Genomic DNA, 25,474 nt, shown 5'->3' on the forward strand with positions numbered 1-25,474 from the left:
CGCCTTGATCTGGCGCAAGCCACGCCGGACGCGCCACCCGAAGAATCGCCGCACCGAACAAGGACGCCACCATGAAACCGACCCCACGACTTCCGAGACTCATCGCGCTCACTGCCGCCGCAGTCGCTGCTGCGGCTGTCGCCGCCGCCATCGTGATGTTGCTCAGCACGCCCGCGATGGCCGCCGATGCTGCGGCACCGAGCCAGTCGAGCGCGCCGCCGGGCGTGGCGTCGAGCGCCAAAAGCTTAGCCATCAAGGCAGCGCACGAAGCGGAAAGCGCAGCGCGTGAAGCCGCCAATGCGGCGCGACTTGCCGCACGCCAGGGCCAGGCGACAACGGGCAAGGTGTCCAGGTCGATTGCCGAAGGGGTACGTCGCGCAGCGCAAAAGGCAGCCGAAGCCGCCACTCGTCTCGAGGCCAAGGCCTCCGCTTCGTCAGGCCGGGCGCTAGAAGGAACCCGGGAGGCCGCTCGGGCCACGGAGGCAGAAAGCAAAAAAGCTACCGCCGCCACCAGAGCGGCGCTGGCCAAGGCCGAGGACTCGCTGCAGCGCGCGACGCAAACCAGCAAAGAAGAAGCAGAAAAAGCAGCGCAAGCCACACGCGACGCACTGAACACGGCAGTGACCGCAACGGGCGCCGCTGCACGCTCGGCCAAGGAAGCCGTCGAGCGAACGGTCGAAGCCGCACGGCACAAGACGTAGCCGGGAGCTGACCGGTCTTTGATCTCCGTCGCGCCATGGTCGAAGCACAGCCTCTGGATGCGCCCGCCCAATGGTGGCTCGAAGCACCGTCGGCCACGAGCGGCCTGACGCAAACGCAAGCCGAAGCCGCCCTCGCACAGTACGGTGCGAACCGCTTCGAGTCCCGACAGGCCAAGCCGTTGCTGGTGCAGTTCGCAGCACGCTTTCGCAATCCGCTCGTCCTGATCCTGCTGGTCGCCAGCGCCGTTTCGGCCATGACCGGCGACCTGTCGAACTTCGCCATCATCATCACGATGGTCGTGTTGAGCGTGGCAATGGACTTCTTTCAGGAGCACCGCGCCGGACGCGCCGCCGACCAGCTGCGCGACTCGGTCGCGCTGCGCACCCAGGTCGAACGCGATGGCAAGGCGCAGGCGGTCGCGGTCGCCGATGTCGTGCCGGGCGACATCGTCCGGCTGTCCGCGGGCGACCGTGTGCCCGCCGACGGCGTGCTGCTCGACGCACGGGACTTCTTCGTCAATCAGGCGCTGCTCACCGGCGAGTCTTACCCGGTCGAAAAGCGACCGGGCATCGACAGTGCGCACGAAGCGGGCAATGCGGTCTTCATGGGGAGTACGGTGGTCAGCGGCAGCGCGCGCGTACTGGTGCGCCTGACGGGTCGGCGCACCGCACTCGGTGCCGTGGCGCACAGCATCCTCGCCGACCCGCCACCGACCGCGTTCGAGATCGGCACCCAGCGTTTCGGCAGCATGATCATGCGGCTCACCTTGCTGCTGGTGCTGTTCGTGCTGCTGGTCAATGTGTGGCTCGATCGGCCGCTCATCGACTCCTTTCTCTTTGCCGTCGCACTGGCGGTCGGGCTGACGCCGGAGCTGCTGCCGATGGTCATTTCGGTGACGCTCTCGCGCGGCGCCATGCGGATGGCGACGCTGCGCGTCATCGTGAAGCGGCTACCGGCCATCCAGAACCTGGGCGCGATGGATGTCCTGTGCACCGACAAGACAGGCACGCTGACCGAGGCCAACATCCGGCTCGACCACTGTGTGGATGCGGAGCATCGTGATACCGGTCGCGTGCTGACCCTCGCGCACCTGAACAGCCGCTTCGAGAGCGGCTTGAAGAGCCCGCTGGACGATGCGGTCCTGGCGTGCGGCACGGACGACGGTGGATGGACCAAAGTGGATGAAGTGCCCTTCGACTTCGAGCGCCGGCGAGTGTCGGTGCTGCTGGAGCGTGCCGGGCAGCGCTGCCTGGTGGTCAAGGGCGCACCCGACGACGTTCTGAAGCTTTGCAGTCACTACGAGATTTCGGGCGGCCAGGCGCGCGTGGTGCTGGACGACGCGACACGCGAGCGGCTCCACGACGATTGCCGGGCGCTGGAGCGCGAAGGCCTGCGCGTGCTCGGCGTCGCATCGCGCGACATGCAGAGCACGCAGAGTCACGTGGTCGTCGGCGACGAAAGCGGAATGGCCTTCGCCGGCTTCGCTGCGTTCATCGACCCACCCAAGCCTGGTGCTGCCGAAGCCCTGGCTGCGCTGGCGCGCAGCGGTGTCGAAGTGAAGATCGTCAGCGGCGACAGCGAGCTCGTCACACAGCACCTGTGCGCTCTCCTGAAGCTTCCGGTACGTGGTGTCCTGACAGGCAGCGAACTGGCGCAGATGGACGAGACGACCCTGCGAACCAGGGCCGGCCAGACCACGCTCTTTTGCCGCGTCAACCCGGCGCAGAAGAACCGCATCGTGCTGGCGCTCAAGGCGCGCGGCCACGTGGTCGGCTACCTGGGTGACGGCGTCAACGATGCCCCGCCGCTGCGCTCGGCCGACGTCGGCATCACGGTCGACAGCGCCGTCGACGTGGCCCGTGAAATGGCCGACCTGGTGATGCTCGACCACGACCTGGCCGTACTCCACGAAGGCGTGCTCGAAGGCCGGCGCACCTTCGGCAACGTCATGAAGTACATCATGATGGGCACCAGTTCCAACTTTGGAAACATGCTCAGCATGGCGGTGGCTTCGTTGTTCCTGCCCTTCCTGCCGATGCTTCCGACGCAGATCCTGCTGAACAACGTCCTGTACGACTTATCGGAGGCTGCAATTCCCCTGGACACGGTCGATGCCGAGGATTTGCGCCAGCCGCATACGCTGGACATCGGCTTCATCCAGCGCTTCATGTGGCTCTTCGGTTCGATCAGCTCGCTCTTCGATGCGCTCACTTTCTGGCTTCTGTTCCACGTGCTGGAGGCCAACGAAACGCTGTTTCGCACCGGCTGGTTCGTCGAGTCGCTGGTGACTCAGGTGCTGGTGATCTTCGTCATTCGGACGCGCGGCCGGCCGTGGGCAAGCCGTCCGAGCGGTGTGCTGACGATCGCCTCGCTGGGCACGGTGGCGGTGGCGCTCGCACTGCCGTTCACGCCGCTCGGCGCACTCTTCCACTTGGCGCCGCCACCGCTGGTTTTCTTCGGCTGGCTGGCCGGCATGGTGATGGCGTATCTCGTGACAGTCGAGGTGGCCAAGCGCTTCTTCTACTCGCGCATCAGGAACCGCTCTACGGCAGTTCAGCCCGCCTGAAGGCCTTCCAGCAACGCAGCAGTTCAGGCTCCGCAAGATCGCTGCGGCGGTCGAGTTGCCTCACCGCCGATTGCACGGAGTGCTCCAGCTCCTGCTCCTTTTGCACGAAGTCATGCAGCAGTCGCCCGGCCACTTGCGCATCGTTGAGTTGGCCGAGCGCGTCCTGCAACTTGCCTAGGCGCCTGACATAGCGATGCGTCGCTTTGCTTGGATACAGCGACTGAAAAGAATCGATGGCGTAGCGCAGGCGCTTGGCCGCAATGCGCACCCGGTGGCGCTGCTCGGGCGTGGCGCGCGCCAAGCGCTTGCCGGTGTCGCGCAGCTTGCGATGGAGCCGCATGACGGCGCCCCGTGCCAGCGCGTGCAACGGTTGCCGCAATGCCTTGCGCGCACGCTTGCCCGACGACGACTGCCAGGACTCGGATCCGAGCCACGCAGCCAACTCCAACGTCAGACGCGCATAGCGAGGCGATGCGAGCGCTTGGGCGGCGCGGCTGCGATACGTGTCGGCAGAAAGCGAAGCCGTCTGCAAAAGAGAGGTCCATTGCACTGCAGCAGTGCGATCGGAATCGGAATCCGAGTCCAAGTCCGAATCGGCGGTCAGTGCCGGCAGGGTCTCGCCCGCGAGTACCTCGGCGTCGCGTGCCGCGCCCAGCGCCGCCGAAAGCCATCGCAGCTCGCCACCGAGCAGCGCCGGAGTGGGGATGATGGTGGAGAAGAGGCGCAACGCGGAACGCAGTCGCCGAATGCCCACGCGCATCTGGTGCACGCTCTCGGGGTCGGTCCCTCGCATGACGCCCGCCTCGTTGCCGAATGCGTGCGCGGAGCAATTTTCGATGATGGCCTGCAAGCCCTGTTCGACGGTCACGCCGCGCGCGAACAGCACCGGCTGTGCGGCGGCAACCGTCGCCGCCGCCGTCGTCGTCGTCGTCGTCGTCGTTGCGCGCGACCCATGGGTCCGACCCGCCAGCAGCGCATATCCCCGGTCTGCTTTGCCAAGACGACCGATGCGCAAGGGCACGTCGTCCTGCAGCAGCAGGGCCGCGTCGAACAGCTCCGCGGGCGCGCCCGCCTTCAGCTCGAACTCGACCTCGCAAATCGGCTCGCGCGCAGCGCCGCAGCGCAACTCGCCTTCGTCGAGCGTCAGTTCGATGCGAGTGCCTTCCGGCGGAGACAATTGCCAGAGTGAGCGGCGCACGACGACATCGAACACCGGCACCAGCCGCTGCGCCAGACCCGGTTCCGCCAGGATCAGAGCCGGCCTCGCATCCGGCTCGATGTGCATGCGCAACGCCGCGAGATCGGGCTCCGCGCTGTCGATGTGGGCCTCCCATTCGCCGCGGTCGTGCAGTCCGAAACCACGGCCGGGCGATTCGATCGTCTTGATGGTTTCGGTCCATCGCCCGCCCTGCTTTCTAACGCGCAGTTCCAGCCCTTGTCGGCGCAGGAACAGGTCGGGCGTGTCGAAGTAGGTGGTGTGAAGGCGGGAGACGCCGGGCAGCGGCTTATGCGGCGCCAATCGGGTGGTCACGGCCGTCCGGAACGTGTCGACGTCCGAGGGCGACAACAGGAGCTTGAGTTCGACCTCGCGTGAAGCGCGGTCGGCCGGAACATTCGACAGGGTCGCGGAGTGGCGCATCAGCCACTGTGACGCACCCACCGTCTCACGGCGTTGATGCGCATCAATGGCCGCGGCGATGGCGTGCTTTTTTGATCCAGCGCAACACCGCTCGCCAAGCCGCTTTTTAAAGTGAAGGCTTCTTACCCATTCGTTCTGAAAGCTACCCATGCAAACCATGAAAGCCGCTGTCGTCCGCGAGTTCGGCAAGCCCCTGTACATCGAGGAAGTCGCCATTCCCGAGGTCACGCCGGGTCAGGTGCTGGTGAAAGTGGTTGCATCGGGTGTCTGCCACACCGACCTGCATGCCGCCGATGGCGACTGGCCGGTCAAGCCCACCCTTCCCTTCATTCCGGGCCATGAGGGTGTCGGCTTCGTGGCGGCCCTGGGTGCTGGCGTCAAAGGAATCAAGGAAGGCGACCGCGTCGGCGTGCCGTGGCTGCACACCGCCTGCGGACATTGCGAGCACTGCATCACCGGATGGGAGACCCTCTGCGACGGACAGCAGATGACGGGCTACACCGTCAACGGCGCCTATGCCGAATACGTGCTGGCCGACCCCGGCTACATCGGGCAATTGCCGGCCAATGTGGGCTTCAGCGAAATTGCGCCGGTGCTCTGCGCCGGTGTCACCGTCTACAAGGGCCTGAAGGTTCTCGAATGCAAGCCGGGCGACTGGGTCGCCATCTCCGGCGTGGGCGGGCTCGGCCATCTTGCGGTGCAGTACGCCAAGGCGATGGGGTTTCATGTAGTGGCCGTCGACATCCACGAAGGCCAACTCCAGCTCGCCAAGGAATTGGGCGCCGACATGGTGATCAACGCTGCGCTGCAAGACCCGGTCAAGGAACTGCAGACGGCTTTGCGCGGCGTGCATGGCGTGCTGGTCACTGCCGTGTCCCGCAGTGCCTTCTCGCAAGCCCTTGGCATGCTGCACAAGCGCGGAACGATGGCCCTCGTCGGCCTGCCGCCGGGTGACTTCGCCTTGCCGATCTTCGACGTCGTTCTCAATGCCAAGACGGTGCGCGGCTCGATCGTCGGCACCCGCAAAGACTTGCAGGAAGCGCTGGCGTTCGCAGGCGAAGGCAAGGTGCACACCGTGTTCACCGAAGACAGGCTGGAGCGCGTCAACCAGGTGATGGACCAGATGCGTGCAGGTGAAATCCAGGGCCGCGTCGTGATGCGAATTTCAGACGTGGCATGAGCCTTTGCCAGCGGCTGCGCGTCACGCGCATGGTGCGCAACGCTGCTACTTCACGAGGACGACTGGCTGCTTTGCCAGCGACATCACACGCTGCGCCACCGAACCGACCAGCAGGTCGACGAAGGCGCCTCGCCCCTTGGCGCCCAGCACGAGCAGATCGAACTTGCCGGAGTTCGCGCAGTCGACGATCTCCTGCGCCACCGAGCCCGTGCGAATCACCGCGTCGTGCCTGATGCCGGCCTTGTCGAGCAAACTTCTCGCGGGCTTCAACTCGGCATCACTCAGTTCACGCAGGTAGTCGGCAACCTGCTCGCTGCCGACCAGTGCTTTGGCATGGCGCAGTCCGGTGTCGTCATGCACGCTGACCAGCGTCACGACGCTGTGGGCCTTCAGGAGGCCTACCAGTTTGGCGGCGTACTTCACTGCGCGCAGCGCGTGCTTGGAGCCATCGATGGCGACGAGAATTTTCATTTTCTTCTTTCAGCGTTGAACAGGTTGAGGGGCGTCGATCGATGCACGCAGCGGACGGCGCACGAAGCGCCCCAAGAAACGAACCACCAGCTTGCGAAGCTCGCTGTACCAGAGCACCGCGCTCGCCATCGCGATGCACACGAGCCACTCGTCGAAGGAGAGCGGCGCGGTGCCGAAGGCCAGGTTGAGAAAGCCGAGGTGGACCACCGCCACCTGCAACAAGGCAGACAGCGCGACTGCGCCCCACAGCCAGCGATTCACGAAGAGATGCGAGAAGGCGCTCTTGCTGTCGGAGCGCGCGTTGAAGCAGTTGAAGAGCTGCGCCAGCACGAGCACGGTGAAGCCGGCGGTGCGGGCGGTCGCGAGGTCATCGCTTCCTTCGACCATGCCACCGGGCAGGAAAAGGTCGATGGTCAGCAGGGTTGTCAGCGCCATCACCAGGCCGATCTGGACCACGCCCGACCACATCCGCGCATCGATCACGCGCTCCGCGCGGCCACGCGGCTTGCGAGCCATGACGTCGTCGGTCGGCGGGTCGACGCCCATCGCCAGCGCGGGACCCGAGTCGGTGATGAGGTTGATCCAGAGAATCTGCGTGGCCAGCAACGGCAACACGACCGTGCCGCCATCACCAGCACCACCGCCGCCACTTCCAACCAACCCCAGCATGCCGGCACCGACCACGCCCAGGAACACGGTGAGCACCTCGCCCATGTTGGACGAGAGCAGGTAGCGCAATGCCTTGCGGATGCTGTCGAAGATGCCGCGCCCTTCGCGCACCGCCGCGACGATGGTCGCGAAGTTGTCGTCGACCAGGATCATCCGCGCAGCCTCTTTGGTGACCTCGGTGCCGGTCACGCCCATGGCGATGCCGATATCCGCCGCCTTCAGTGCGGGCGCGTCGTTGACGCCGTCTCCGGTCATGGCGACGACGCTGCCATCGGCTTGCAGCGCGGCGACGATGCGCAGCTTGTGGGCCGGCGCCACGCGTGCGAAGACCGATGTGCGGCGCAACGCTGCAGCGAAGGCGGCGTCGTCCAGCGCGTCCAATTCGAGACCGGTGAGTGCGGTCGCACCAGGCCCAACGATGCCGAGGTCCGCCGCGATCCGGCTGGCAGTGCGCGGATGGTCGCCGGTGATCATGATCACGCGGATGCCCGCGCGCAGTGCCTGCCCGATCGCCTCTGCCGCCCCGGCGCGCGGTGGATCGATGATGCCCACCGTGCCGACGTAGATGAGGTCGCGCTCCAGCCGTTCATGCGACGGCGTTGCCGAAGGATCTTCCTTCGCGGTCAGCGGACGGTAAGCCACCGCCAGCGTGCGCAAGGCGGCGTCGGAAAGCGATTCGACGTCGGCCAGGATGCCGGCGCGAAGTGCCTTGTCGAGCGCGACCACTTCCATGCCCACTCGCGCCCGGCTGCAATGGCCGAGCAACACGTCCGGTGCGCCCTTGGTGATCACCACGATCTGGTCATCGTGCGCGTGGTCGCGCTCGATGGTCGACATCATCTTGCGCTCGGAAGTGAACGGAATTTCGCCGATGCGCGCGAAGCGCTGTCGCCGCAGCTCCGTCAGCCCCATCTTGCGTTCGGCCACCAGGAACGCCGCTTCGGTGGGGTCGCCATGAATCGACCAGGTGCCGCCGGCATCCTGATGCAGCCGTGCGTCGCCGGCAAGACTGCCGCCAGAAAGCACCACGGTGAGCTCGTCACGCAACGGGCCGGCCGTTACCGCAGCGCCCTCGTGCTCGACGCGACCCAGCGGCGCATAGCCCTCGCCGGTGATGCGGGCGCTGCCGGACGCGGTCATCACGCGCTCGATCGTCATTTCCGCGCGGGTGAGCGTGCCGGTCTTGTCGGTGCAGATGACCGATGCGGCGCCCAGCGTTTCGACCGACGACAAGTTCTTGACGATGGCGTTTTGCCGGGCCATGCGCTGCACGCCCATTGCCAGCACCACCGACAAAATCGCAGGCAGGCCTTCAGGCACCGCCGCTACCGCGAGCGATACGCCGAGCAGCAGCACGGCGATGACATCGGCGGCGCTGCGGATCTCGGAGATCGACAAGATCGTCGTCACCACGACCGCGGCGATGAGCACGACCGCGATGCCCAGCATGCCTCCGATGCGCGCCACCTCGACGCTCAACGGCGTCGGGGCCTCGACGGTCGCTTCGAGCATCTCGGCGATGGCGCCCATCTCGGTCTGCATGCCGGTGGCGGTTACGATTGCATGGCCGGTGCCCTGGGCGACAGCCGTGCCCTTGAAAACCATGTCGAGCCGATCGCCGAGCGCCGATGTGCCAGCCAGCTGCGCCACGCCTTTCAGCACGGCTTCGCTCTCGCCGGTCAGCGACGCCTCCAGCACCCGCAGCGACGCCGCCTGCAACAGACGGGCGTCCGCGCCCACGGCATCGCCCTCACCCAGCGCCAACAGGTCACCGGGAACCAGCTCGGCACTGGGCACGCGCAGGGTCTGGCCGTCACGCACGACGGCCGATGTCACGGCGGTCATCCGCGCCAGCGCCGCCACCGCATCCGCCGCCCTGGCCTGCTGCGCATAGCCCAGCAAGCCGTTGACCAACACGACAGCCGCGATCACCAGCGCATCCAGCGGCCAGCCTTCGAAACCTTCGATGGCCCAGGCACCCAGAGCGATGGTGATGGCGGCGAGCAACAGGTAGACCAGCGGGTCTTGAAACTGCGCCAGCACGCGACGCCATGTCGCCACGGGCGGCACGCCGCGCAGTTCATTCGGGCCGTGCTCGGCGAGCCGCCGTTCCGCCTCTTGCGAGCTCAGCCCGTGCGTCGCGTCGGCGCCGAGCGCCTGCAGCACTTGCCCGATTGCCAGTACCGACGGATCGCCAAGACCAAGGGCTTTTGGCGCACTCATTGCGGGCTCGACAGCGTCATGTACCCCATCCAAGGCCAGTAGGTGAGCGAGAAAGTCACCAGCAGCACCGCAGCCGCCAGAGTGACCATCAACCCGGTGCGAATGAAGTCGCGTGCCTCGAAGGTATCCGTGCCGTAGGCGATCATGTTCTGCGGTGCGTTCACCGGCAGGATGAAGCCGAAGCTCACGACGAACTGCAGCAGCATCGTCATGCCGATGACGTTGATGCCCGGCGTCTGCACCGCGCCCAGCACGCTGATCACGATCGGGATCATGGTGGACGCCAGCGCCGTGGCGCTCGCAAAGCCGAGATGGATGACGATGAGGAACAACGACAACAGCATCAGGATGGCGAAGGCACTGGCGTTCTGCAAGCCGAGGTGCTGCACGATCAGGTTAGCGAGCCAGCCGGCGGCGCGCGTTTGCAGCAGTGCCGTTCCCACGCTGATGCCGATGGCGAAGAGCACCACGGTGCCCCACGGGAAGCCCTTCTGCGAGGTCTTCCAGTTCATCACGCCCACGCGCGGCAGCAGCATCAATGCGATGGCGGCGATGGTGGTGGAAGCGGTATCGAAGTCGTGCAGCGCTTTTTCAGACGCCCAGAACCCGAGGAGCGTCAGCACGATGGCCAGCAGCTTCCACTCGTTCGCAGTCATCTTGCCGATGGCTTCGAGCTGCCGGCGAATCGTCTCCTTGCCGCCGGCGATCTCCGACATCTCCGGCCGCATCATCCGCGTCATGATGAAGTAGAGCGCAATGGTCAGCAGCGCCGAAAACGGTGCACCGGCAACAAACCATTCGGTCCAGCTGATGGTGGTCTGAAACTGCTTCTGGATAAAGCCTGCCGCCACCATGTTCTGCGCGGCCGCCGTCTTGATGCCGATGTTCCAGATGCTCGCCGTCTGCGCAGCGGTAATGACCAGCAGGCCGGCGAAGCGGCTTCGCTTCTCGACCTTGAAGGCCAAGATGAAGCCCATCATGATCGGCACCAGACATGCGACGCGTGCAGTGGTGCTGGGCACGATGAAAGACAGTAAAAAGCCCACACCCATCGCACCGATGACGATGTGATTGGTGCGTGCATCCACCCGCGACAACACCACCAGCGCGATGCGCCGATCGAGCCCCGTGGCCGTCATGGCCGCGGCGATGAAGCAGGCTGCAGCGACCAGTGCCACCGCGCTGTTCGAGAAGCCGGACAAGGCGAGGTTGAGTGCCGCGCCCGTGCCCATTGCCGCCGTTGCCGCCGTGGCCGCCGTCACGGGCTTGGCCGCATCCGGCGTGAAGGCCAGCAAGAACACCATCAGCGCGCCGATGACGACCGCGCTCACCGCGTAGTCGAGCGCCTCGGTCATCCAGACGATCACCGCGAAGGCGAGGATGCCCAGCATCATCTGACCCGCGGCAGGAAGGCCCGTCGCGGCTGGCAGCGAGACGATCGCAACGAGCGCGATGAAGGCGGCGACCAGCCCGGCGCGCTTGACGACATCGCTGCCTGGCGCGACGGCGGGCGCAATCGCTGCCGGGATCACTTGCGCCTCGACTGCGGTGGTCATGCCAACACCGCTTCGAGCGGGCGCCGCAAGGACCGAGGCATCGCGGGTCCGCGACCGAAGCGCACGACGAGGTCGGGCCGTCGGTCGCCCCATCCAAAGGCGCGCGCGAGCCCGGGCCGCACGCTCGCGACCTCGACCGGCTGATTCAGCATCGCATTACGAATCCCCAGGGCGGTCGCCTGCAAGGCAAATCGCTCGTAGCAGCGCCCTGCTTCGATCCAGTGCCTCTTGTCGTTCTTCTCGGAGACGAAGACGGCGATGCCGGCGGAACTGCGCACCTGGCTCGCGTACTTGTCGTTCTCGCGCGCAGGCGTGAAGAAGCGGGCGAAGAGCATTTCGCCGAGCCATCGCGGCACCGTCGGATTGCCGGACGCACCGGAGAACAGTCCGTCGCCGGACCGGACGGCTTCCGTGTCGCCGAAGCGAAGCCATTGTTTGAGCTCAGCGACGAAAGCCGGGTCGTCGATCTGCCGCGTGTTGGCGTCCACGATGTACGCCAGCATTTTTTCTGTCGCGGCTTTGTCGCTGAGGATCAGCATCTGAACGCCGTTGCGTGTGCCCGCGCGTTCCAGCAATTCAAGTTCGTCGACCGTCAGCGCCCGGCCGTCGTAGTCGGCGCGCGTGCACTGCCTGTCGAACATCGCCGCATAGAGGTCGGACTGGATCGCCCGGGTCGGCTCGAGCCGAACGCGCAGCGCGTCGCCCTCCATGCCTGCATCGAAGAGGACATCGGCTTGCAGGCCATGCGCCGACGCCGCCTGCACCAGGTTCTCCGCGGCACAGCCGAGCGAGACGAACAGATGGTGATCGTCGGGATCGACGGCCGGGCATCTGCGCGACAGATCCGGAAGAATCGAGATGGACTGCGGCTGTATCGCGAACTTCCAGCATTGCGAGTTGTGGCTCGACGGTGCCAACGTGGCACAGCGGACCAGTTCTTCGAAGAGCGGCCGGCCACTGGTCGCCTCGGTCGCATCCCGGTGCCATGTGCTTCGCACCGCATCGGCATAGCTCGCCTCACGGCCATCGAAGGAGCAGGCGTTCAGGAGCACAGCGCCCACGGTCGCAAAGCGCCGTCGCGTAAGGCATGCCAGAGCCGGAGTCATGCGATCACTTTCGCGCTCTCGACCACCACCTTCGGCAACATCGCCATGACGTGCGTACCTTGCCCCTGAGCCGACGTGACCGTGAGGCGGCCGCCGCAGGCCTGAACCCGGTGGCGCATTCCGGCCAGGCCGAAGCGCGACGAAGCCACCTGTTCGATGTCGAACCCGATGCCGTTGTCCAGCACCTCGACCAGGATGTTCTTTCCCGCATCGACCAGGGTGACCGAAACCGTACTGGCGCAGGCGTACTTTCCGATGTTGGTCAAGCACTCCTGCACCAGACGATAGATGGCCAGCTCACTCGCATCGTCGCCGCGGGCCTCTTCGATCGCAGTCGTCACTGCAATCGTCGAACTCAGGCTGAAGTCCCGACACAGGATGGTCAACGACGACGCCAGGCCCAGGTTGGCCAGCGACGACGGACACAGTCCCTCGACCACCCGGCTCTTCAATGCGATACCGCGACCGAGCATTTCAGCCAGATGCTGAAGGCGCCGATCGATCTCGGGCGACGCATGGTCGAGACGTGACTTAAGGCAAGCCACGTCGAGCTTGGCTGCTGTCAGGATGGCACCCAGTTCGTCGTGCAGTTCGCGGGCGAGCAGCGCGCGCTCCTGCTCGCGGATGCGCTGAAGGTGAGTCGCCAGGTCGCCGAGGTATCGGGCGCGGGACTCTCCGTGGGTCTGGATCGAATTGCGTTCGGGCGTCATCCGGAGGGTTCCTCGATCGGTTGGCTGAAGAGCGCCGCTTGTGGATGGCTATCCGTGCCGCCATGCGCTCATCGCAGTCTGAAGCGTGGCGCGGCTCGGGGCTTGATGCAGATCAAGCCCCCGCTCTCTAAAGTGCGAACTTCACAGCCGCCGCCTCGGTGCGCTGCGCGGTTGTTTGCGCTGGGTCAATGCGAGGCGCCTCCGTCTGTCGACAATGATCCGATGCACCGAGGCGAGCGTTTCAACAGCATCAGCCACCTGGTCGGTGCCGGCCTGGCGACCCTCGGCGGCACATGGCTCGTGGTGCGTGCCGGCCTGGAAGGCGACGCGCGCAAGACCACGGGCGCGGCCATCTACGCGGCGATGTTGCTGGCCCTTTACCTGTCCTCGACGCTTTATCACAGCCTGCGCGGGCGCGCCAAGACGGTACTGCGCAAGGCCGACCATTGCAGCATCTACCTGCTCATCGCCGGCACGTACACGCCGTTTGCGCTGGTTTCACTGAAGGGCCCTTGGGGCTGGTCGCTGCTCGGCACCGTCTGGGGCCTTGGCGCCCTCGGCATCGCGCAGGAAATCTGGTGGGCGCGCGGGCACCGATGGCTGTCTCTGGTCCTGTATGTGCTGATGGGCTGGCTGGCGCTGGTGGCCATTCATCCGTTGTGGCAGGCGCTGGGGCCGGCAGGCTTCGCCTGGCTGGCCGCCGGCGGCCTGTGCTACACGGTAGGCATTGCCTTCTACGCAACAGACGATCGGCTGCGCCATGGCCACGGCGTCTGGCACCTGTTCGTCATGGCAGGCAGCGCCTGCCACTTCGTGGCGATCCTGAACTACGTCGTCTGAGCGCCGTCGCCTGCATTGACGCAGATCAAGAGCGGCCCGGGGGTGGCTGCGGATACTCGGGCGCACGCCAACCAGAACGGAAAATCTCCATGAAGGGACTCCTGAACGCACCGATCAATGCGACGAATCAATGCGACATGAGCACAGGCAACGTCATGGATTGCAGGATCGTCCGCGTGACGCCACCGAGCACCCACTCGCGTGCGCGGCTGTGTCCGTAGCAGCCCATCACCAGCAGATCGGCACCGACATCCGCGGCCAGCGACAACAGCTGCGCACCGGCGTCGCCTTCACCTTGCACGCCAGCCTGCATCGTCGCGGTCACGCCATGCGAATTCAGATAGTCCTGCAGCGAGCGCAGTTGCGACTCTGCCTCGTCGCCGTAGCAGACCGCATGCACGCGCGCCGCGCCTTGCAGCCAGGGCAGCGCGGCAGACACCGCACGGGCAGCTTCGCGAGTCTCTTTCCATGCCACCAGCACCTTGCGCCCGACCGGGCCGACCGGCCCTGTCGTGATGTAAGGCAACACCAGCGCGGGCCGGCCGCTTTCGACCAGCACGGTGGACACGAACTCGGCAGGCAGCTCGCCGTCGTAAGCGTTGTCGCCATCGCGCTGACCGAGTATCAAAAGGTCGGCATAGAGCGCGCGGCGGCCGAAGCCCCAGGGCGCATCGCTCATCGGCTCGGCCCAATGCATGTGCGGCGAGTCGCCACCGGCAGCCATGAAGGTGGCGTACGCCTTGTCGCGCGACTGCTTGTCGAGCGCCAGCATGATTGCCATGGCTTCGGCCGCACCTTCGAGGGCGGAGGGGTAGCGCACCAGCGCAGAGAGCGTGCACGGCATGCCGGTGACCTGGGCGCCGAAGGTCTCTGCCAGCTGGCGGGCAAGCTCGACGCGCGTGGCGGTGCGGGCTGAACTGTCGAGGTGAACCAGAATCGATTTAGGGGTTGTCATTGCAAATTCCTGAGTTGTCGAGGTACGAAAGAGACACCACGTATTTCAGCGGCACCACACATCGATCTGGTGGGCAAGATCGATCCAGACCGCCTGCACGGAGATGACCAGCAAAGCGACGCCGGCGAGCCGGGTTCCCCATTGCTGGCGCCATGCGCCCAAGCCGATGGCAAAGCGGTGCCACAGCCAGGGCGCGACGAGCAACGACGCACCGCTGCCGGCCGCGAACAGCACCATGATGAAAGCGCCCTGCAGCGGACCGTTGGCCAGGCTCGCCAGCATGAGCGCGGAATACAGCAGGCCGCACGGCATGGCGACCCATGCAAGACCGGTCGCGAACACGCTGGCGGCAGAGCCCGTCAAGGCGCGCAATCGCTCTGCGAGGAGACGGCCGACCCGTTGCGACCACAGCGGCTGACGCCCGGTCACGGCCAGCACCGCGCCCCAGGCCATCACGACCACGTGGAACAGCATCCAAAGGCCGCGAAGCGCGGAGACATTCACGCTGGCCCATGTCAGGCTTTGCACGGTGGCAGCGGCCAGTGCGCCTGCTGCCGCATAGCCCGCCATCCGGCCAGCTTGGAGCAGCAACGGCGCCATCGGCAAAGCAGCGGGCGTGATCGCGATGACGCCATGGCCGGGTCGAACTCCCACCCCACGCACGACACCCGCGCACGCCGCACCGCACATGGCCACGCAATGCGGACCACCCGCCAGTCCCATCAACAGCGCGGATGCGGCCAGTGCGGTTTGCATGATCAATAGCGCTGCCGAAAGAGCGTGAGCAGCGATGGTCGGCGACAGCGGTTCATGGTGCTGCGACTTTGCGTTCGATCATTCGAACGCCACTTGATCTGCATCAACGCGGACACAAAAGCCGAACGGAGAATCGAGCGCAGCAGCGCGGCGCTTTCGCTTGCTTTGCCACGCTGCACATTTCACCGCACCACCTGCCGCAAAGAGACAGCCGCAAAGAGACAGCCGCCATGACACCTCAAACCATCAAAGTCGCATGCTCCAACTGCAACCTGCGCGAACTGTGCATGCCGGTCGGCCTCAACCCGGAAGAGCTTGCGCGCATCGACGACCTGGTGGCGACGCGTCGCAAGGTGAAGCGCCGCGAAACCCTCTTTCGCAATGGCGAGCGGTTCACCTCGCTCTATGCGATTCGGACTGGCGTGTTCAAGACACGGGTGGCATCGGAAGACGGTCGCGATCAGGTCACGGGCTTCCAGATGGCCGGCGAGATCATCGGACTCGATGGCATCGTGAACGACCATCACACCTGCGACGCGGTGGCACTCGAAGACGCCGAGGTCTGCGTGATGCCGTTCGACCGCATCGAGGAGCTGTCGCGCGAGGTCACTTCACTGCAGCGCCATGTGCACCAGATCATGAGCCGCGAGATCGTGCGCGAGCACGGCGTGATGCTGCTGCTGGGCAGCATGCGTGCCGACGAGCGGTTGGCCGCTTTTCTGCTCAACCTCGTGGAACGCCTGCATGCGCGCGGCTTCTCGAAGTCCGAGCTGATGCTGCGCATGACGCGCGAAGAAATCGGCAGTTACCTCGGGCTCAAGCTGGAGACGGTGAGCCGCACCTTGTCCAAGTTCGTGGACGACCGCATCGTCGAAGTCGACATGCGGCATGTTCGGATCCTCGACGCCGATGCTTTGCGCAGGATGATCAACCCGACGGTGTGAGGCGCTAGCGCGGCGGCGGCGACGGCATATCCTGCACCGGCGTCGTGGTGTGGTTGCGGCCCTTTTCGGCCGGCACCAGCGCCTTGTCGGCCACCGGCCCAGCCGACTTGCCCGCCAGCGTCCGATTGATCTCCAGGCCCTTCTGGTAGTAGTTTTCTTCGACCACCGGGTCTGCCGTGCTGATCGCGATCCAGGCCGACGTCAGGCTGCCGACCACCACCACGGCGGGCAGGCCCAGCACGAGCCAGACCAGCGGGAATTTCCACCACGGTCCGGAACCTTTGGAAGCAGGGGGAAGCGCGCTCATTTTCAAGTCTCCAGTCGGTTATCGGGGAATGAGGAACACGGCCTTTTCAGAGACCTGCGAGGCACCGTCGGCGGACCGCACGTTGAAGAAAACGGTGTGCGATCCGGGTGGTGCATCTTCTGCAGGCACTTGCAGCCGCACCGCCACCCAGCGCGACTCGGCCGGCCCGACATCGACCGCCTGGCTGGGCGTCGCCACGGCAAGACCCTTCAGTCCGCTGGCATCGATGCGGTAACGCTGCGAGCGCTCGGTCGCGTTCATGATCTGCAGCCGATAGACGTTCTCGAGCTTGCCGCCATCGGCGATACGTGCAAGCGAGGTACGGTCGCGCACCACGTCGACCTTGAGCGGCACGCGCACCACCAGGCTCGCGAGCAAGCCAACGCACAAGGCCAACAGCACGGCGCCATAGATCAGCACGCGCGGGCGAAAAACACGCCGCAGCACCTGCACCGCGCTCCAGCCACCGGCCAGCCCGTTTTGCGTGGCGTAGCGGATCAACCCGTGCGGCTGCGCCATGCGGTCCATCACCGTGTTGCAGGCGTCGACGCACAGGCCGCAGCCGATGCACTCGTACTGCAGACCCTCGCGGATGTCGATACCGGTCGGGCACACCTGCACGCACAGGCCGCAATCGATGCAGTCGCCCAGGCCCTGGGTGCGTGCGTCCTGTGCCCTGGCGTGCACGCCACGCGGTTCACCACGCGGCAAGTCGTAGCTGACGATCAGCGTGTCCTTGTCGAACATCGCGCTCTGAAAGCGTGCATACGGGCACATGTACTTGCAGACCTGCTCGCGCATGAAGCCGGCGTTACCGTAGGTGGCCAGACCGTAGAAGAAGACCCAGAAGACTTCCCACGAACCCATGCGCGTCTGCAGGAACTCCATGCCCAGCTCGCGGATGGGCGTGAAGTAGCCGACGAAGGTAAAGCCCGTCCACATCGCGATGCCGAGCCAGATGAAATGCTTGAACCACTTCTTGACCAGCTTCTCGGCCGAGAACGATTCGCCGTCGAGCCGCATGCGGGCGATGCGGCTGCCCTCGATCCGTTGCTCGATCCACATGAACATCTCGGTGTAGACCGTCTGCGGGCACGCGTACCCGCACCAGAGCCGCCCGGCCACCGCGGTGAACAAAAACAACGACAGCGCCGACAGCACCAGCAGCCCCGACAGGTAGATCAGGTCTTGCGGATACAACACCAGCCCGAAGACGTAGAAGCGCCGCGCGACCAGATCGAACAGCAGGGTCTGGCGGTCGCCCCACTGCAACCAGGGCGTGGCGTAGAAAAACAGCTGGGTGACGAACACCATCGCCCAGCGCCAGCGCGCGAACTTGCCGCGCACGCTGCGCGGATAGATCTTCTTGGTCGCTTCATAGAGCCCGCCGGCCTCCTCCGCCACGGGCACGATCGGAATGATCTTGCGGGCTGGGGCAGGTACGGTCATGGCAGTACGACAGGCAATGCAACGGCCTTGTTCGACAGCCCCCACACGTACGAGGCCACCACCTTGATCTGCGCCTCGGTCAGGCGACCTTCCTGGCCGGGCATGACGTTGTGTTTGCCGCCGTTGATCATCGCGACGATGGCGTTCTCGCCGAAGCCGTGCAGCCATATCTCGTCGTTCAGGCGCGGTGCTCCGATGCCCTGGTTGCCGACGCCACCGATGCCGTGACAGGCCGCACAGGCGGTGAACTTCGACTTGCCCAGCCCGGCGCGCACCGAGTCGGTCGAGCGGCCCGACAGGCTGAGCACGTACTGCGCGACGTTCTTGACGTCGTCCGGCGTGCCGACCGCGGCCGCCATGGGCGGCATCTCGCCGATGCGGCCTTTGGTGACGGTTTCGATGATCTTGTCCGGCGTGCCGCCATGCAGCCAGTCGACGTCCGTCAGATTCGGGAAGCCCTTGCTGCCGCGTGCATCGGACCCGTGGCACTGCGAGCAGTTGTTCATGAAGAGCCGCTCGCCGATGGCCATCGCCTTGGGATCGCCGGCAATCCGCTCGACCGGCATCGTCTGGAATGCCGCATAAACGGGAACGAGATCCTTGTCGGCCTGGGCAACCTCGGCCTCGTACTGGCCAACGGCACTCCATCCGAGCTTGCCGTTGAAGCTGCCCAGCCCCGGAAAAAAGGCCAGATAGACGAAGGCAAAGATGATCGTGATGACGAACAGCCCGACCCACCACATCGGCAACGGATTGTTGGCCTCGCGCAGGTCTTCGTCCCAGACGTGGCCGGTGGTGTTGTCGTCGGTCGGCGCGATGCGCCCGCGTGCCGTGACCCACAGCAGCAGACCGCAAGCCACGATGCTGACGACGGCCGCGACGGCGACATAGTTGGCCCAGAAGCTACTGATGAAATCGTTCATGGCGTGTCTTTCAGTCCTGCTCGAAAGGCAGCTGTGCGGCCTCTTCGAAGCGGCGTTTGTTGCGGCTCGAATAGGTCCACACGACGATGCCGATGAAGAGCACGAAGCAGGCGACGGTCGCAAAAACGCGCAGGGTGGTGATGTCCATGGTCTGCTCCTTTACTTGAGCGCGAGGCCCAGTGACTGGAGGTAGGCGATGGTTGCCTCGAGCTCCGTCTTGCCCTGGGTGTCTGCGGTGGCCGATGCGATTTCCGCGTCGGTGTAGGGCACGCCGACACGGCGCAAGGCGCGCATGTGAGCAGGCATCGCCTCCGCATCGACCTGGTTGGTTGCGAGCCACGAATAGGCCGGCATGTTCGACTCCGGCACCAGGTCGCGCGGGTTGTTCAGATGAATGCGATGCCACTCGTCGCTGTACTTGCCGCCCACGCGGTGCAGGTCGGGCCCGGTGCGCTTGCTGCCCCACTGAAACGGATGGTCGTAGACGAACTCGCCTGCGACAGAGTAGTGCCCGTAGCGCAGCGTCTCGGAGCGAAAGGGTCGGATCATCTGCGAGTGGCAGTTGTAGCAACCCTCGCGCTGGTAGATGTCGCGGCCGGCCAGTTGCAGCGCGGTGTACGGCTTCAGCCCGACGATCGGCTCCGTCGTCGACTTCTGAAAGAAGAGCGGCACGATCTCGACCAACCCGCCGATGGCGATGGTGACCAGGATCAGCACGATCATCAGCAGGTTGTTGGTCTCCACCTTTTCATGGGTGAAGCCGGTTTTGAGGGCGGGCCGGAGGGTGGGTTTGGAAGACATGATTTTTCTTTGTGTGCTTCACGCATGCGCCAGGGCAATTGGCGGAATCGCAACGCGAACCGAGCGGCCCGATCCCACCGTCATCCAGACGTTCCAGGCCATCACCAACATGCCGCCCAGGTACAACAGCCCGCCGATGAGGCGCACCACGTAGAAGGGATAGGTCGCCTTGACGCTCTCGACAAAGGTGTATGTCAGCGTGCCGTCGGCGTTGATGGCGCGCCACATCAGGCCCTGCATCACGCCGGCGATCCACATGGCGGCGATGTAGAGCACCACGCCGATGGTGGCGGTCCAGAAGTGCACCTCGATGGCGTTGACGCTGTACATCGTCGTGCGGCCGTACATCCGGGGGATCAGGTAGTAGAGCGAGCCCATCGAGATGAAGCCGACCCAGCCGAGCGCACCCGAGTGCACGTGGGCGATGCCCCAATCGGTGTAGTGGCTGAGCGCGTTGACGCTCTTGACGGACATCATCGGACCTTCGAAAGTCGCCATGCCGTAGAAGGACAGCGCCACGATGAGGAAGCGCAGGATCGGGTCGTCGCGCAGCTTGTGCCATGCACCCGACAGCGTCATCACGCCATTGATCATTCCGCCCCAGCTCGGCGCCAGCAGGATGAGCGAGAAGACCATGCCGAGCGACTGCGTCCAGTCGGGCAAGGCGGTGTAGTGCAGGTGGTGCGGGCCGGCCCACATGTAGGTGAAGATCAGCGCCCAGAAGTGCACGATCGACAGGCGGTACGAGTACACCGGGCGCTCGGCCTGCTTGGGGATGTAGTAATACATCATCCCGAGGAATCCGGCGGTCAGGAGAAAGCCGACCGCGTTGTGGCCGTACCACCACTGCACCATCGCATCCTGCACGCCGGCGTAGACCGAATAGCTCTTCATCCAGCCCGCCGGCATCGACGCGCCGTTGACGATGTGCAGCAGCGCGACCGCGATGATGAAGGCACCGTAGAACCAGTTGGCCACGTAGATGTGGCGCACCTTGCGGCGGCCGATGGTGCCGAAGAAGACGATGGCATACGCGACCCAGATGACCGCGATGGCGATCGTGATCGGCCATTCGAGTTCCGCGTATTCCTTGCCGCGCGTGAAGCCCATCGGCAGGCTGATGGCGGCCGAGACGATCACCGCCTGCCAGCCCCAGAAGACGAACGACGCGAGCTTCGGTGCGAAGAGGCGAACCTGACAAGTGCGCTGCACCACATGAAAGCTGGTCGCCATCAAGGCGCAGCCGCCAAAGGCGAAGATCACCGCGTTGGTGTGCAGCGGTCGCAGGCGGCCGTAGCTGAGCCATGGCACGCCCAGGTTCAACTCGGGCCATGCGAGCTGCGACGCGATGATCACGCCGACCAGCATGCCGACCACGCCCCAGACCACTGACATCAAGGCGAACTGGCGGATGACCGTATCGGAGTAGGTCACCTCCGGGGTGTGGGTTGCTTGCATTCGGACTGCCTCGTTCATTGGACTGACCGAGTGTTCCCAAGTGCAGCCGCAAGCACGTTGATGCAGATCAATCGTCGCGAAGAATCCGCTGCCCTTCGCGCTCCACGTCGTCGAATTGACCACTGTCGACGGCCCACCAAAGGCCGAAGAGGATGACCAGTGCGAGCACCACCGAAAACGGGATGAGCAGGAAAAGGATGTCCATCAGCGGCTGACTTTGGGTGCCGTCGCAGGACGTGCGGCAAGACGTCCGGCAGGCCTTGCGGCAAGGCGCGAAGCATTGCCGACCACTACCAGCGAGCTGACCGCCATGCCGACGCCCGCCAGCCAGGCCGGCATGAAACCGGCCAGCGCCAGCGGCACGCACAGCGCGTTGTAGCCAGCGGCCCACCACAGGTTCTGCCGCACCACGCGCATCGTGCGCCGCGCCTGGGCGATGGCATCGGGAATCGACTGCAAGGCGCCGCCCATGACGATGAAGTCGGCCCGCGCCTGAGCGAGTGGTACCGCCCTGCCGAAGGCGAAGGAGGCATCGGCGCGGGCCAGCACCGGACCATCGTTGAGGCCGTCCCCCACCATGGCCACGCGGTGACCTCGGCCCTGCAAGATGCGCAGCACGTCGAGCTTGTCTTCAGGCCGGCAGTCGCCCTGCGCCGTCTGGATGCCGGCACGCTCCGCCAGGCTGCGAACCGCGGTGGCGCGGTCGCCGGAGAGCAACTGCACCGCGATGCCCTGCGCCGCCAGCGTAGCGATGGCGCCGATCGCATCGCTACGCAAGTTTTCGGCCAGAACGAAGCTGGCGAGCCAGCCTTCGTCGTCGCTCAGATGGACCTGGGCGCTATCGACATGCAAGGCAGCGACGTTGCAAAAAACGGCCGAGCCGAAGCGCACGGAGCGCGTAGGTTGACCGTGACCGTCGGTGCGGCGCATGCGCGCTTCGAGCCCTTGCCCGCCGTGCTCGTGGAGTTGCACGATGTCCCAAGCCGGCGCCATGCGAAAGCGCTCTTGCCAGGCCGCCACCAGCGCGCGCGAAGCCGGGTGCAGCGACTGCATGCCGAGTGCCGCCGCGGTCTCCACCGCGTCGCCCGGCTGCAGGCCTTGCCGGCAATAGACACGGTCGAGCCGCGGCGTGTCGTCGGTCAGCGTGCCGGTCTTGTCGAAGACGACCGTGTCGACGGTGGCGAGCGCTTCGAGCGCCTGCAGCCGGCTCGACAGCACGCCGCCGCGGGCAAGTGAACCGGCACTCGCGAGCATCGCGGCCGGCGTCGCCAGCGACAGCGCGCAGGGGCAGGTAACGATGAGCACCGCGACCGCAGCCATCAGCGCCTTGCCATGGTCGACGGGCCACCAGAAAACCAGCGCACCGGCGGCAGCCGCCAGCACCAGCAGCAGAAAGGGTCGGGCGATCCGGTCGGCGAGCCGGGCCAGCCGCGGCTTGTCCACCGAAGCGCTTTCCATCAAGGCGACGATCTGCGCAAAGCGCGTGCTCGACCCCAGCGCGTCGATGCGCACCTGCACCGGCGCATCCAGGTTGTGGCTGCCCGCCAGAACCTGCGCACCGCTGGCGCGCGGCATCGGTCGCGACTCGCCGGTCAGCAGTGCCTCATCGACCGATGTGTCGCCCGCCAGCACCATGCCATCGCCGGGAAACGCCTCGCCGGGCAGCACCCGCACGACGTCGCCGACTGCCAGACGGCGCACCGCGATGCGCACGAAGTCGCCGTGGGCATCGCGCCGCTCGATGCTGTCCGGCAGCCGGTTCATCAGCGCCTCCAGCGCACCCGCGGTGCGGTCGCGCAGCCGGGCCTCGAGCCAGCGGCCGGTCAACAGAAAGAAGACGAACATGGTGAACGAGTCGAAGTAGACCTCGTGCCCGAGCGGACCGGTGGCATCGAAGGTGGCCGCCGTGCTCACCGCAAAGGTGATCAGCATGCCGAGCGCCACCGGCAGGTCCATGCCGACACGTCGCAAGCGCAGGTCTTGCCATGCGTTGGCGAAGAACGGGCTGCAAGAAAAGAGCAGCACGGGCAGCGACAGTACCCAGGAGGCCCAGCGCAAAAGCTGCATCGAATCCGGTGCGATGTCGCCGGCTTTTGCGATGTAGCCGGGGTAGGCGTACATCATCACTTGCATCATGCAAAACCCCGCGACCAGCCAGCGCCAGAGCGCTTTTCGGGCACTGCGTGCACGCTCGCCACGCGCAGCGATGTCGCCGGCCGGCACCAGCGGATAGCCGGCTGCTGCGGAGGCCTCGAACCAGTGCGATGGCAGCACGCTCGCAGGCGACCAGACGATGCGCGCGCGTCCGGTCGCGGCGTTGACCTGCACCTCGTGCACGCCGCTCACGCGCGACAACGCCGACTCGACCGCGAACGCACACGCCGCGCAGTGCATGCCCTGCACCACCACGCGCGACTCCCACAGTGCGCCGTCGAGCGACTGGCCGAACGCGGGCCATTCGGCCGGGTCGTCCAGCACCGACAAGTCGCTTGCGTCCGCGTTCATTCGGGCCATGGCGACAGCGGCGCCCATCGGGCCCGAAGGGAGTACAGCTTGCATGCGACGAGGCTAGCGCCGTGTGCCGATCGACCTGTTGATCTGCATCAAGGCGTGGCGTCACGGAGGCGAAGCTTGACGAGGGTCAAGATTTTCCCGAGGCGACCGAGGCACATTGAAAGTCCCGCCTCCTTTCGCGCCTTGCAACCTCAAGCCCTTCCGCAATGACTTCCATCGCCCTGGCACCGGACCTTCAAACTTCAGCGCACAGCGTCTCGGCCGAGATGCTGGCGCGCTTCGACATTGCCGGCCCGCGCTACACCTCGTACCCGACGGCCGACCGTTTCGTCGAAGCTTTCGGTGCCGATGACTACGGCGCGGCTGCAAGACAGCGACGTCTGGGCGCAAGCGCACGCAGTCCCATTTCGCTCTATGTGCACATTCCTTTTTGCGCATCGCTCTGCTACTACTGCGCCTGCAACAAGATCGTCACGCGCCACGCATCGCGCGGTCGCGAATACCTGCGTTACCTGAGCAAGGAAATCGATTTGCATGTGGCGCGGCTCGGCCCCGGAACGCCTGTAAGCCAGCTGCATCTGGGCGGCGGCACGCCGACGTTTCTGAGCGACGAAGACCTGGCCGATCTCATGCGGATGCTGCGCGAGGCGTTCTCCTTTTCGGCATCCGGCGAGTACGCGATCGAGATCGACCCGCGCACCGTCGACGCCGGCCGACTTGCCCACCTCGCGCGCCTGGGCTTCAACCGGCTGAGCTTCGGCGTGCAGGATTTCGATCCAACCGTGCAGCAGGCGGTGCATCGGATTCAGCCCGCGAAACAGGTGTTCGACCTGGTCGCAGCGGCACGGCAGCTTTCGTTCCAGTCGATCAATGTCGACTTGATCTATGGGCTACCGCGGCAGAGCGTGGCCTCGTTCGACCGCACGCTGGCGCAGGTATGCGAGTTGCAACCCGACCGCATCGCGCTCTATGCCTACGCACATCTGCCCGATCGATTCAAGCCACAGCGCCGCATCGCGACGAGCGACCTGCCGTACGCCGCGGTCAAGATCGACATGCTCGCACGCTCGATCGCCGCACTCACCGAAGCGGGCTACGTCTACATCGGCATGGACCACTTCGCGCGCCCTGACGATGCGCTGGCCGTAGCCAAGCGCCAGGGTCGGCTGCACCGCAACTTTCAGGGCTACAGCACGCAGCCCGACTGCGACCTCATCGCGCTGGGCGTCTCCGCCATCGGACATGTGGGCGGCACCTACAGCCAGAACGCGAAGACGCTGGAGGAGTACTACGACCACCTCGACCAGGGCCGTCTGCCAGTCGTGCGAGGCCTCGGACTGTCGCGCGACGACGTGCTGCGGCGCGCGGTGATCATGGCGATCATGTGCCAGGGTCATGTCGACTTCGAGTCGATCGGCATTGCGCATCTCATCAATTTTCCGAACCACTTCGCCACGGAGCTGGCCGCTCTCGGACAGCTCGCGGCCGACGGGCTGGTGCAGGTCACCGACCACGATCTGACCGTGACCGACAAGGGCTGGTTCTTCGTGCGCGCGGTGGCGATGGTGTTCGACCGCTACCTGCAAACCGACCGCAAGCGCGCGCGGTTCTCCCGGATCATCTGACGACGACCGGGCACCTTTGAAAAGACGATGACCCAATTTTTGGAAACAACGCCGGTATTCCGGCTCGATGTGCCCGCTTC

The 25,474-nt window shown here is 65.5% G+C and carries 22 protein-coding genes; 6 read left to right on the forward strand and 16 right to left on the reverse strand.

Features of this window, described 5'->3' with window-relative positions; genetic code table 11:
- Window positions 1-71: 71 nt before the first annotated feature.
- Both RCH10_RS12605 and mgtA read left to right on the forward strand, forming a co-directional pair.
- Window positions 72-701 (forward strand): hypothetical protein, encoded by a 630-nt coding sequence (locus tag RCH10_RS12605; RefSeq protein ID WP_409052613.1) that lies wholly within the window; start codon window positions 72-74, stop codon window positions 699-701.
- Between the two features lie 35 nt (window positions 702-736).
- On the forward strand, window positions 737-3,268 hold the full coding sequence (gene mgtA, locus RCH10_RS12610; protein WP_409052614.1) for a magnesium-translocating P-type ATPase: 2,532 nt from the start codon (window positions 737-739) through the stop codon (window positions 3,266-3,268).
- On the opposite strand, the gene RCH10_RS12615 is transcribed toward mgtA, so the two are convergent.
- Window positions 3,246-4,907 carry a CHAD domain-containing protein gene (locus RCH10_RS12615; protein ID WP_409052615.1) on the reverse strand — a complete coding sequence of 554 codons (1,662 nt, stop codon included), beginning with the start codon at window positions 4,905-4,907 and terminating at the stop codon, window positions 3,246-3,248. The two genes, mgtA and RCH10_RS12615, sit on opposite strands and share 23 nt — an antisense overlap.
- A 148-nt stretch (window positions 4,908-5,055) precedes the next feature.
- Between RCH10_RS12615 and adhP the strand changes: the two genes are divergently transcribed.
- Window positions 5,056-6,087, forward strand: coding sequence for an alcohol dehydrogenase AdhP (gene adhP, locus RCH10_RS12620; RefSeq protein WP_409052616.1), 1,032 nt, complete (start codon window positions 5,056-5,058; stop codon window positions 6,085-6,087).
- Between the two features lie 45 nt (window positions 6,088-6,132).
- Here the strand turns inward: adhP and RCH10_RS12625 are convergent, their stop codons facing one another.
- From RCH10_RS12625 to RCH10_RS12645, 5 genes are read right to left on the reverse strand one after another with little or no spacing between them, the layout of a single operon-like run.
- Window positions 6,133-6,558: a universal stress protein gene (locus tag RCH10_RS12625; RefSeq protein ID WP_409052617.1), complete on the reverse strand. Its 426-nt coding sequence runs from the start codon at window positions 6,556-6,558 to the stop codon at window positions 6,133-6,135.
- Window positions 6,559-6,567: 9 nt separating this feature from the next.
- The gene (locus RCH10_RS12630; protein ID WP_409052618.1) at window positions 6,568-9,450 is read right to left on the reverse strand and encodes a cation-translocating P-type ATPase; all 2,883 of its coding nucleotides are present in this window, start codon (window positions 9,448-9,450) and stop codon (window positions 6,568-6,570) included.
- Window positions 9,447-11,006: an SLC13 family permease gene (locus RCH10_RS12635; protein ID WP_409052619.1), complete on the reverse strand. Its 1,560-nt coding sequence runs from the start codon at window positions 11,004-11,006 to the stop codon at window positions 9,447-9,449. Before RCH10_RS12635 ends, RCH10_RS12630 begins: the two co-directional genes overlap by 4 nt.
- Window positions 11,003-12,112, reverse strand: a complete 1,110-nt coding sequence (locus RCH10_RS12640; protein WP_409052620.1) for an Acg family FMN-binding oxidoreductase — start codon at window positions 12,110-12,112, stop codon at window positions 11,003-11,005. Before RCH10_RS12640 ends, RCH10_RS12635 begins: the two co-directional genes overlap by 4 nt.
- On the reverse strand, window positions 12,109-12,822 hold the full coding sequence (locus RCH10_RS12645; RefSeq protein ID WP_323501466.1) for a sensor histidine kinase: 714 nt from the start codon (window positions 12,820-12,822) through the stop codon (window positions 12,109-12,111). The genes RCH10_RS12640 and RCH10_RS12645 overlap by 4 nt, the downstream gene beginning before the upstream one ends.
- 222 nt (window positions 12,823-13,044) lie before the next feature.
- Here RCH10_RS12645 and trhA point away from each other — a divergent pair, with 222 nt between their 5' ends.
- Window positions 13,045-13,662, forward strand: a complete 618-nt coding sequence (trhA, locus tag RCH10_RS12650; RefSeq protein ID WP_409052621.1) for a PAQR family membrane homeostasis protein TrhA — start codon at window positions 13,045-13,047, stop codon at window positions 13,660-13,662.
- A gap of 127 nt (window positions 13,663-13,789) precedes the next feature.
- Here trhA and RCH10_RS12655 read toward each other — a convergent pair whose 3' ends face one another.
- Together RCH10_RS12655 and RCH10_RS12660 are read right to left on the reverse strand one after the other, a co-directional pair.
- On the reverse strand, window positions 13,790-14,617 hold the full coding sequence (locus RCH10_RS12655; RefSeq protein WP_409052622.1) for a universal stress protein: 828 nt from the start codon (window positions 14,615-14,617) through the stop codon (window positions 13,790-13,792).
- Between the two features lie 45 nt (window positions 14,618-14,662).
- Window positions 14,663-15,373: a sulfite exporter TauE/SafE family protein gene (locus tag RCH10_RS12660; protein WP_323496985.1), complete on the reverse strand. Its 711-nt coding sequence runs from the start codon at window positions 15,371-15,373 to the stop codon at window positions 14,663-14,665.
- Between the two features lie 230 nt (window positions 15,374-15,603).
- Between RCH10_RS12660 and fnr the strand changes: the two genes are divergently transcribed.
- Window positions 15,604-16,317 (forward strand): fumarate/nitrate reduction transcriptional regulator Fnr, encoded by a 714-nt coding sequence (fnr, locus tag RCH10_RS12665; RefSeq protein ID WP_323501468.1) that lies wholly within the window; start codon window positions 15,604-15,606, stop codon window positions 16,315-16,317.
- A 4-nt stretch (window positions 16,318-16,321) separates the two neighbouring features.
- Here fnr and RCH10_RS12670 read toward each other — a convergent pair whose 3' ends face one another.
- From RCH10_RS12670 to RCH10_RS12705, 8 genes are all read right to left on the reverse strand, one after another.
- Window positions 16,322-16,624 (reverse strand): FixH family protein, encoded by a 303-nt coding sequence (locus RCH10_RS12670; RefSeq protein ID WP_323496983.1) that lies wholly within the window; start codon window positions 16,622-16,624, stop codon window positions 16,322-16,324.
- Between the two features lie 18 nt (window positions 16,625-16,642).
- Window positions 16,643-18,073, reverse strand: coding sequence for a cytochrome c oxidase accessory protein CcoG (gene ccoG / locus RCH10_RS12675; RefSeq protein ID WP_409052623.1), 1,431 nt, complete (start codon window positions 18,071-18,073; stop codon window positions 16,643-16,645).
- Window positions 18,070-18,996: a cytochrome-c oxidase, cbb3-type subunit III gene (gene ccoP, locus RCH10_RS12680; RefSeq protein ID WP_409052624.1), complete on the reverse strand. Its 927-nt coding sequence runs from the start codon at window positions 18,994-18,996 to the stop codon at window positions 18,070-18,072. Before ccoP ends, ccoG begins: the two co-directional genes overlap by 4 nt.
- A 10-nt stretch (window positions 18,997-19,006) precedes the next feature.
- A complete protein-coding gene (locus tag RCH10_RS12685; protein WP_323501470.1) occupies window positions 19,007-19,144 on the reverse strand; it encodes a cbb3-type cytochrome c oxidase subunit 3 in 138 nt (45 codons plus the stop codon).
- 11 nt (window positions 19,145-19,155) lie between these two features.
- Window positions 19,156-19,797 (reverse strand): cytochrome-c oxidase, cbb3-type subunit II, encoded by a 642-nt coding sequence (gene ccoO / locus RCH10_RS12690; RefSeq protein ID WP_323496979.1) that lies wholly within the window; start codon window positions 19,795-19,797, stop codon window positions 19,156-19,158.
- 18 nt (window positions 19,798-19,815) lie between these two features.
- A complete protein-coding gene (gene ccoN / locus RCH10_RS12695; RefSeq protein WP_409052625.1) occupies window positions 19,816-21,255 on the reverse strand; it encodes a cytochrome-c oxidase, cbb3-type subunit I in 1,440 nt (479 codons plus the stop codon).
- A 67-nt stretch (window positions 21,256-21,322) separates the two neighbouring features.
- Window positions 21,323-21,460 carry a cbb3-type cytochrome oxidase assembly protein CcoS gene (gene ccoS / locus RCH10_RS12700; RefSeq protein ID WP_323496977.1) on the reverse strand — a complete coding sequence of 46 codons (138 nt, stop codon included), beginning with the start codon at window positions 21,458-21,460 and terminating at the stop codon, window positions 21,323-21,325.
- A complete protein-coding gene (locus RCH10_RS12705) occupies window positions 21,460-23,814 on the reverse strand; it encodes a heavy metal translocating P-type ATPase (RefSeq protein ID WP_409052626.1) in 2,355 nt (784 codons plus the stop codon). Before RCH10_RS12705 ends, ccoS begins: the two co-directional genes overlap by 1 nt.
- 161 nt (window positions 23,815-23,975) lie before the next feature.
- On the opposite strand from RCH10_RS12705, the gene hemN reads away from it, so the two are divergent.
- Complete coding sequence (gene hemN, locus RCH10_RS12710) at window positions 23,976-25,394, forward strand: oxygen-independent coproporphyrinogen III oxidase (RefSeq protein WP_409052627.1); 1,419 nt, start codon at window positions 23,976-23,978, stop codon at window positions 25,392-25,394.
- The last annotated feature ends 80 nt before the right edge of the window (window positions 25,395-25,474 follow it).

Origin of the sequence: Variovorax sp. GrIS 2.14 (assembly GCF_046115955.1) — a bacterium.
GTDB lineage: Bacteria > Pseudomonadota > Gammaproteobacteria > Burkholderiales > Burkholderiaceae_C > Variovorax.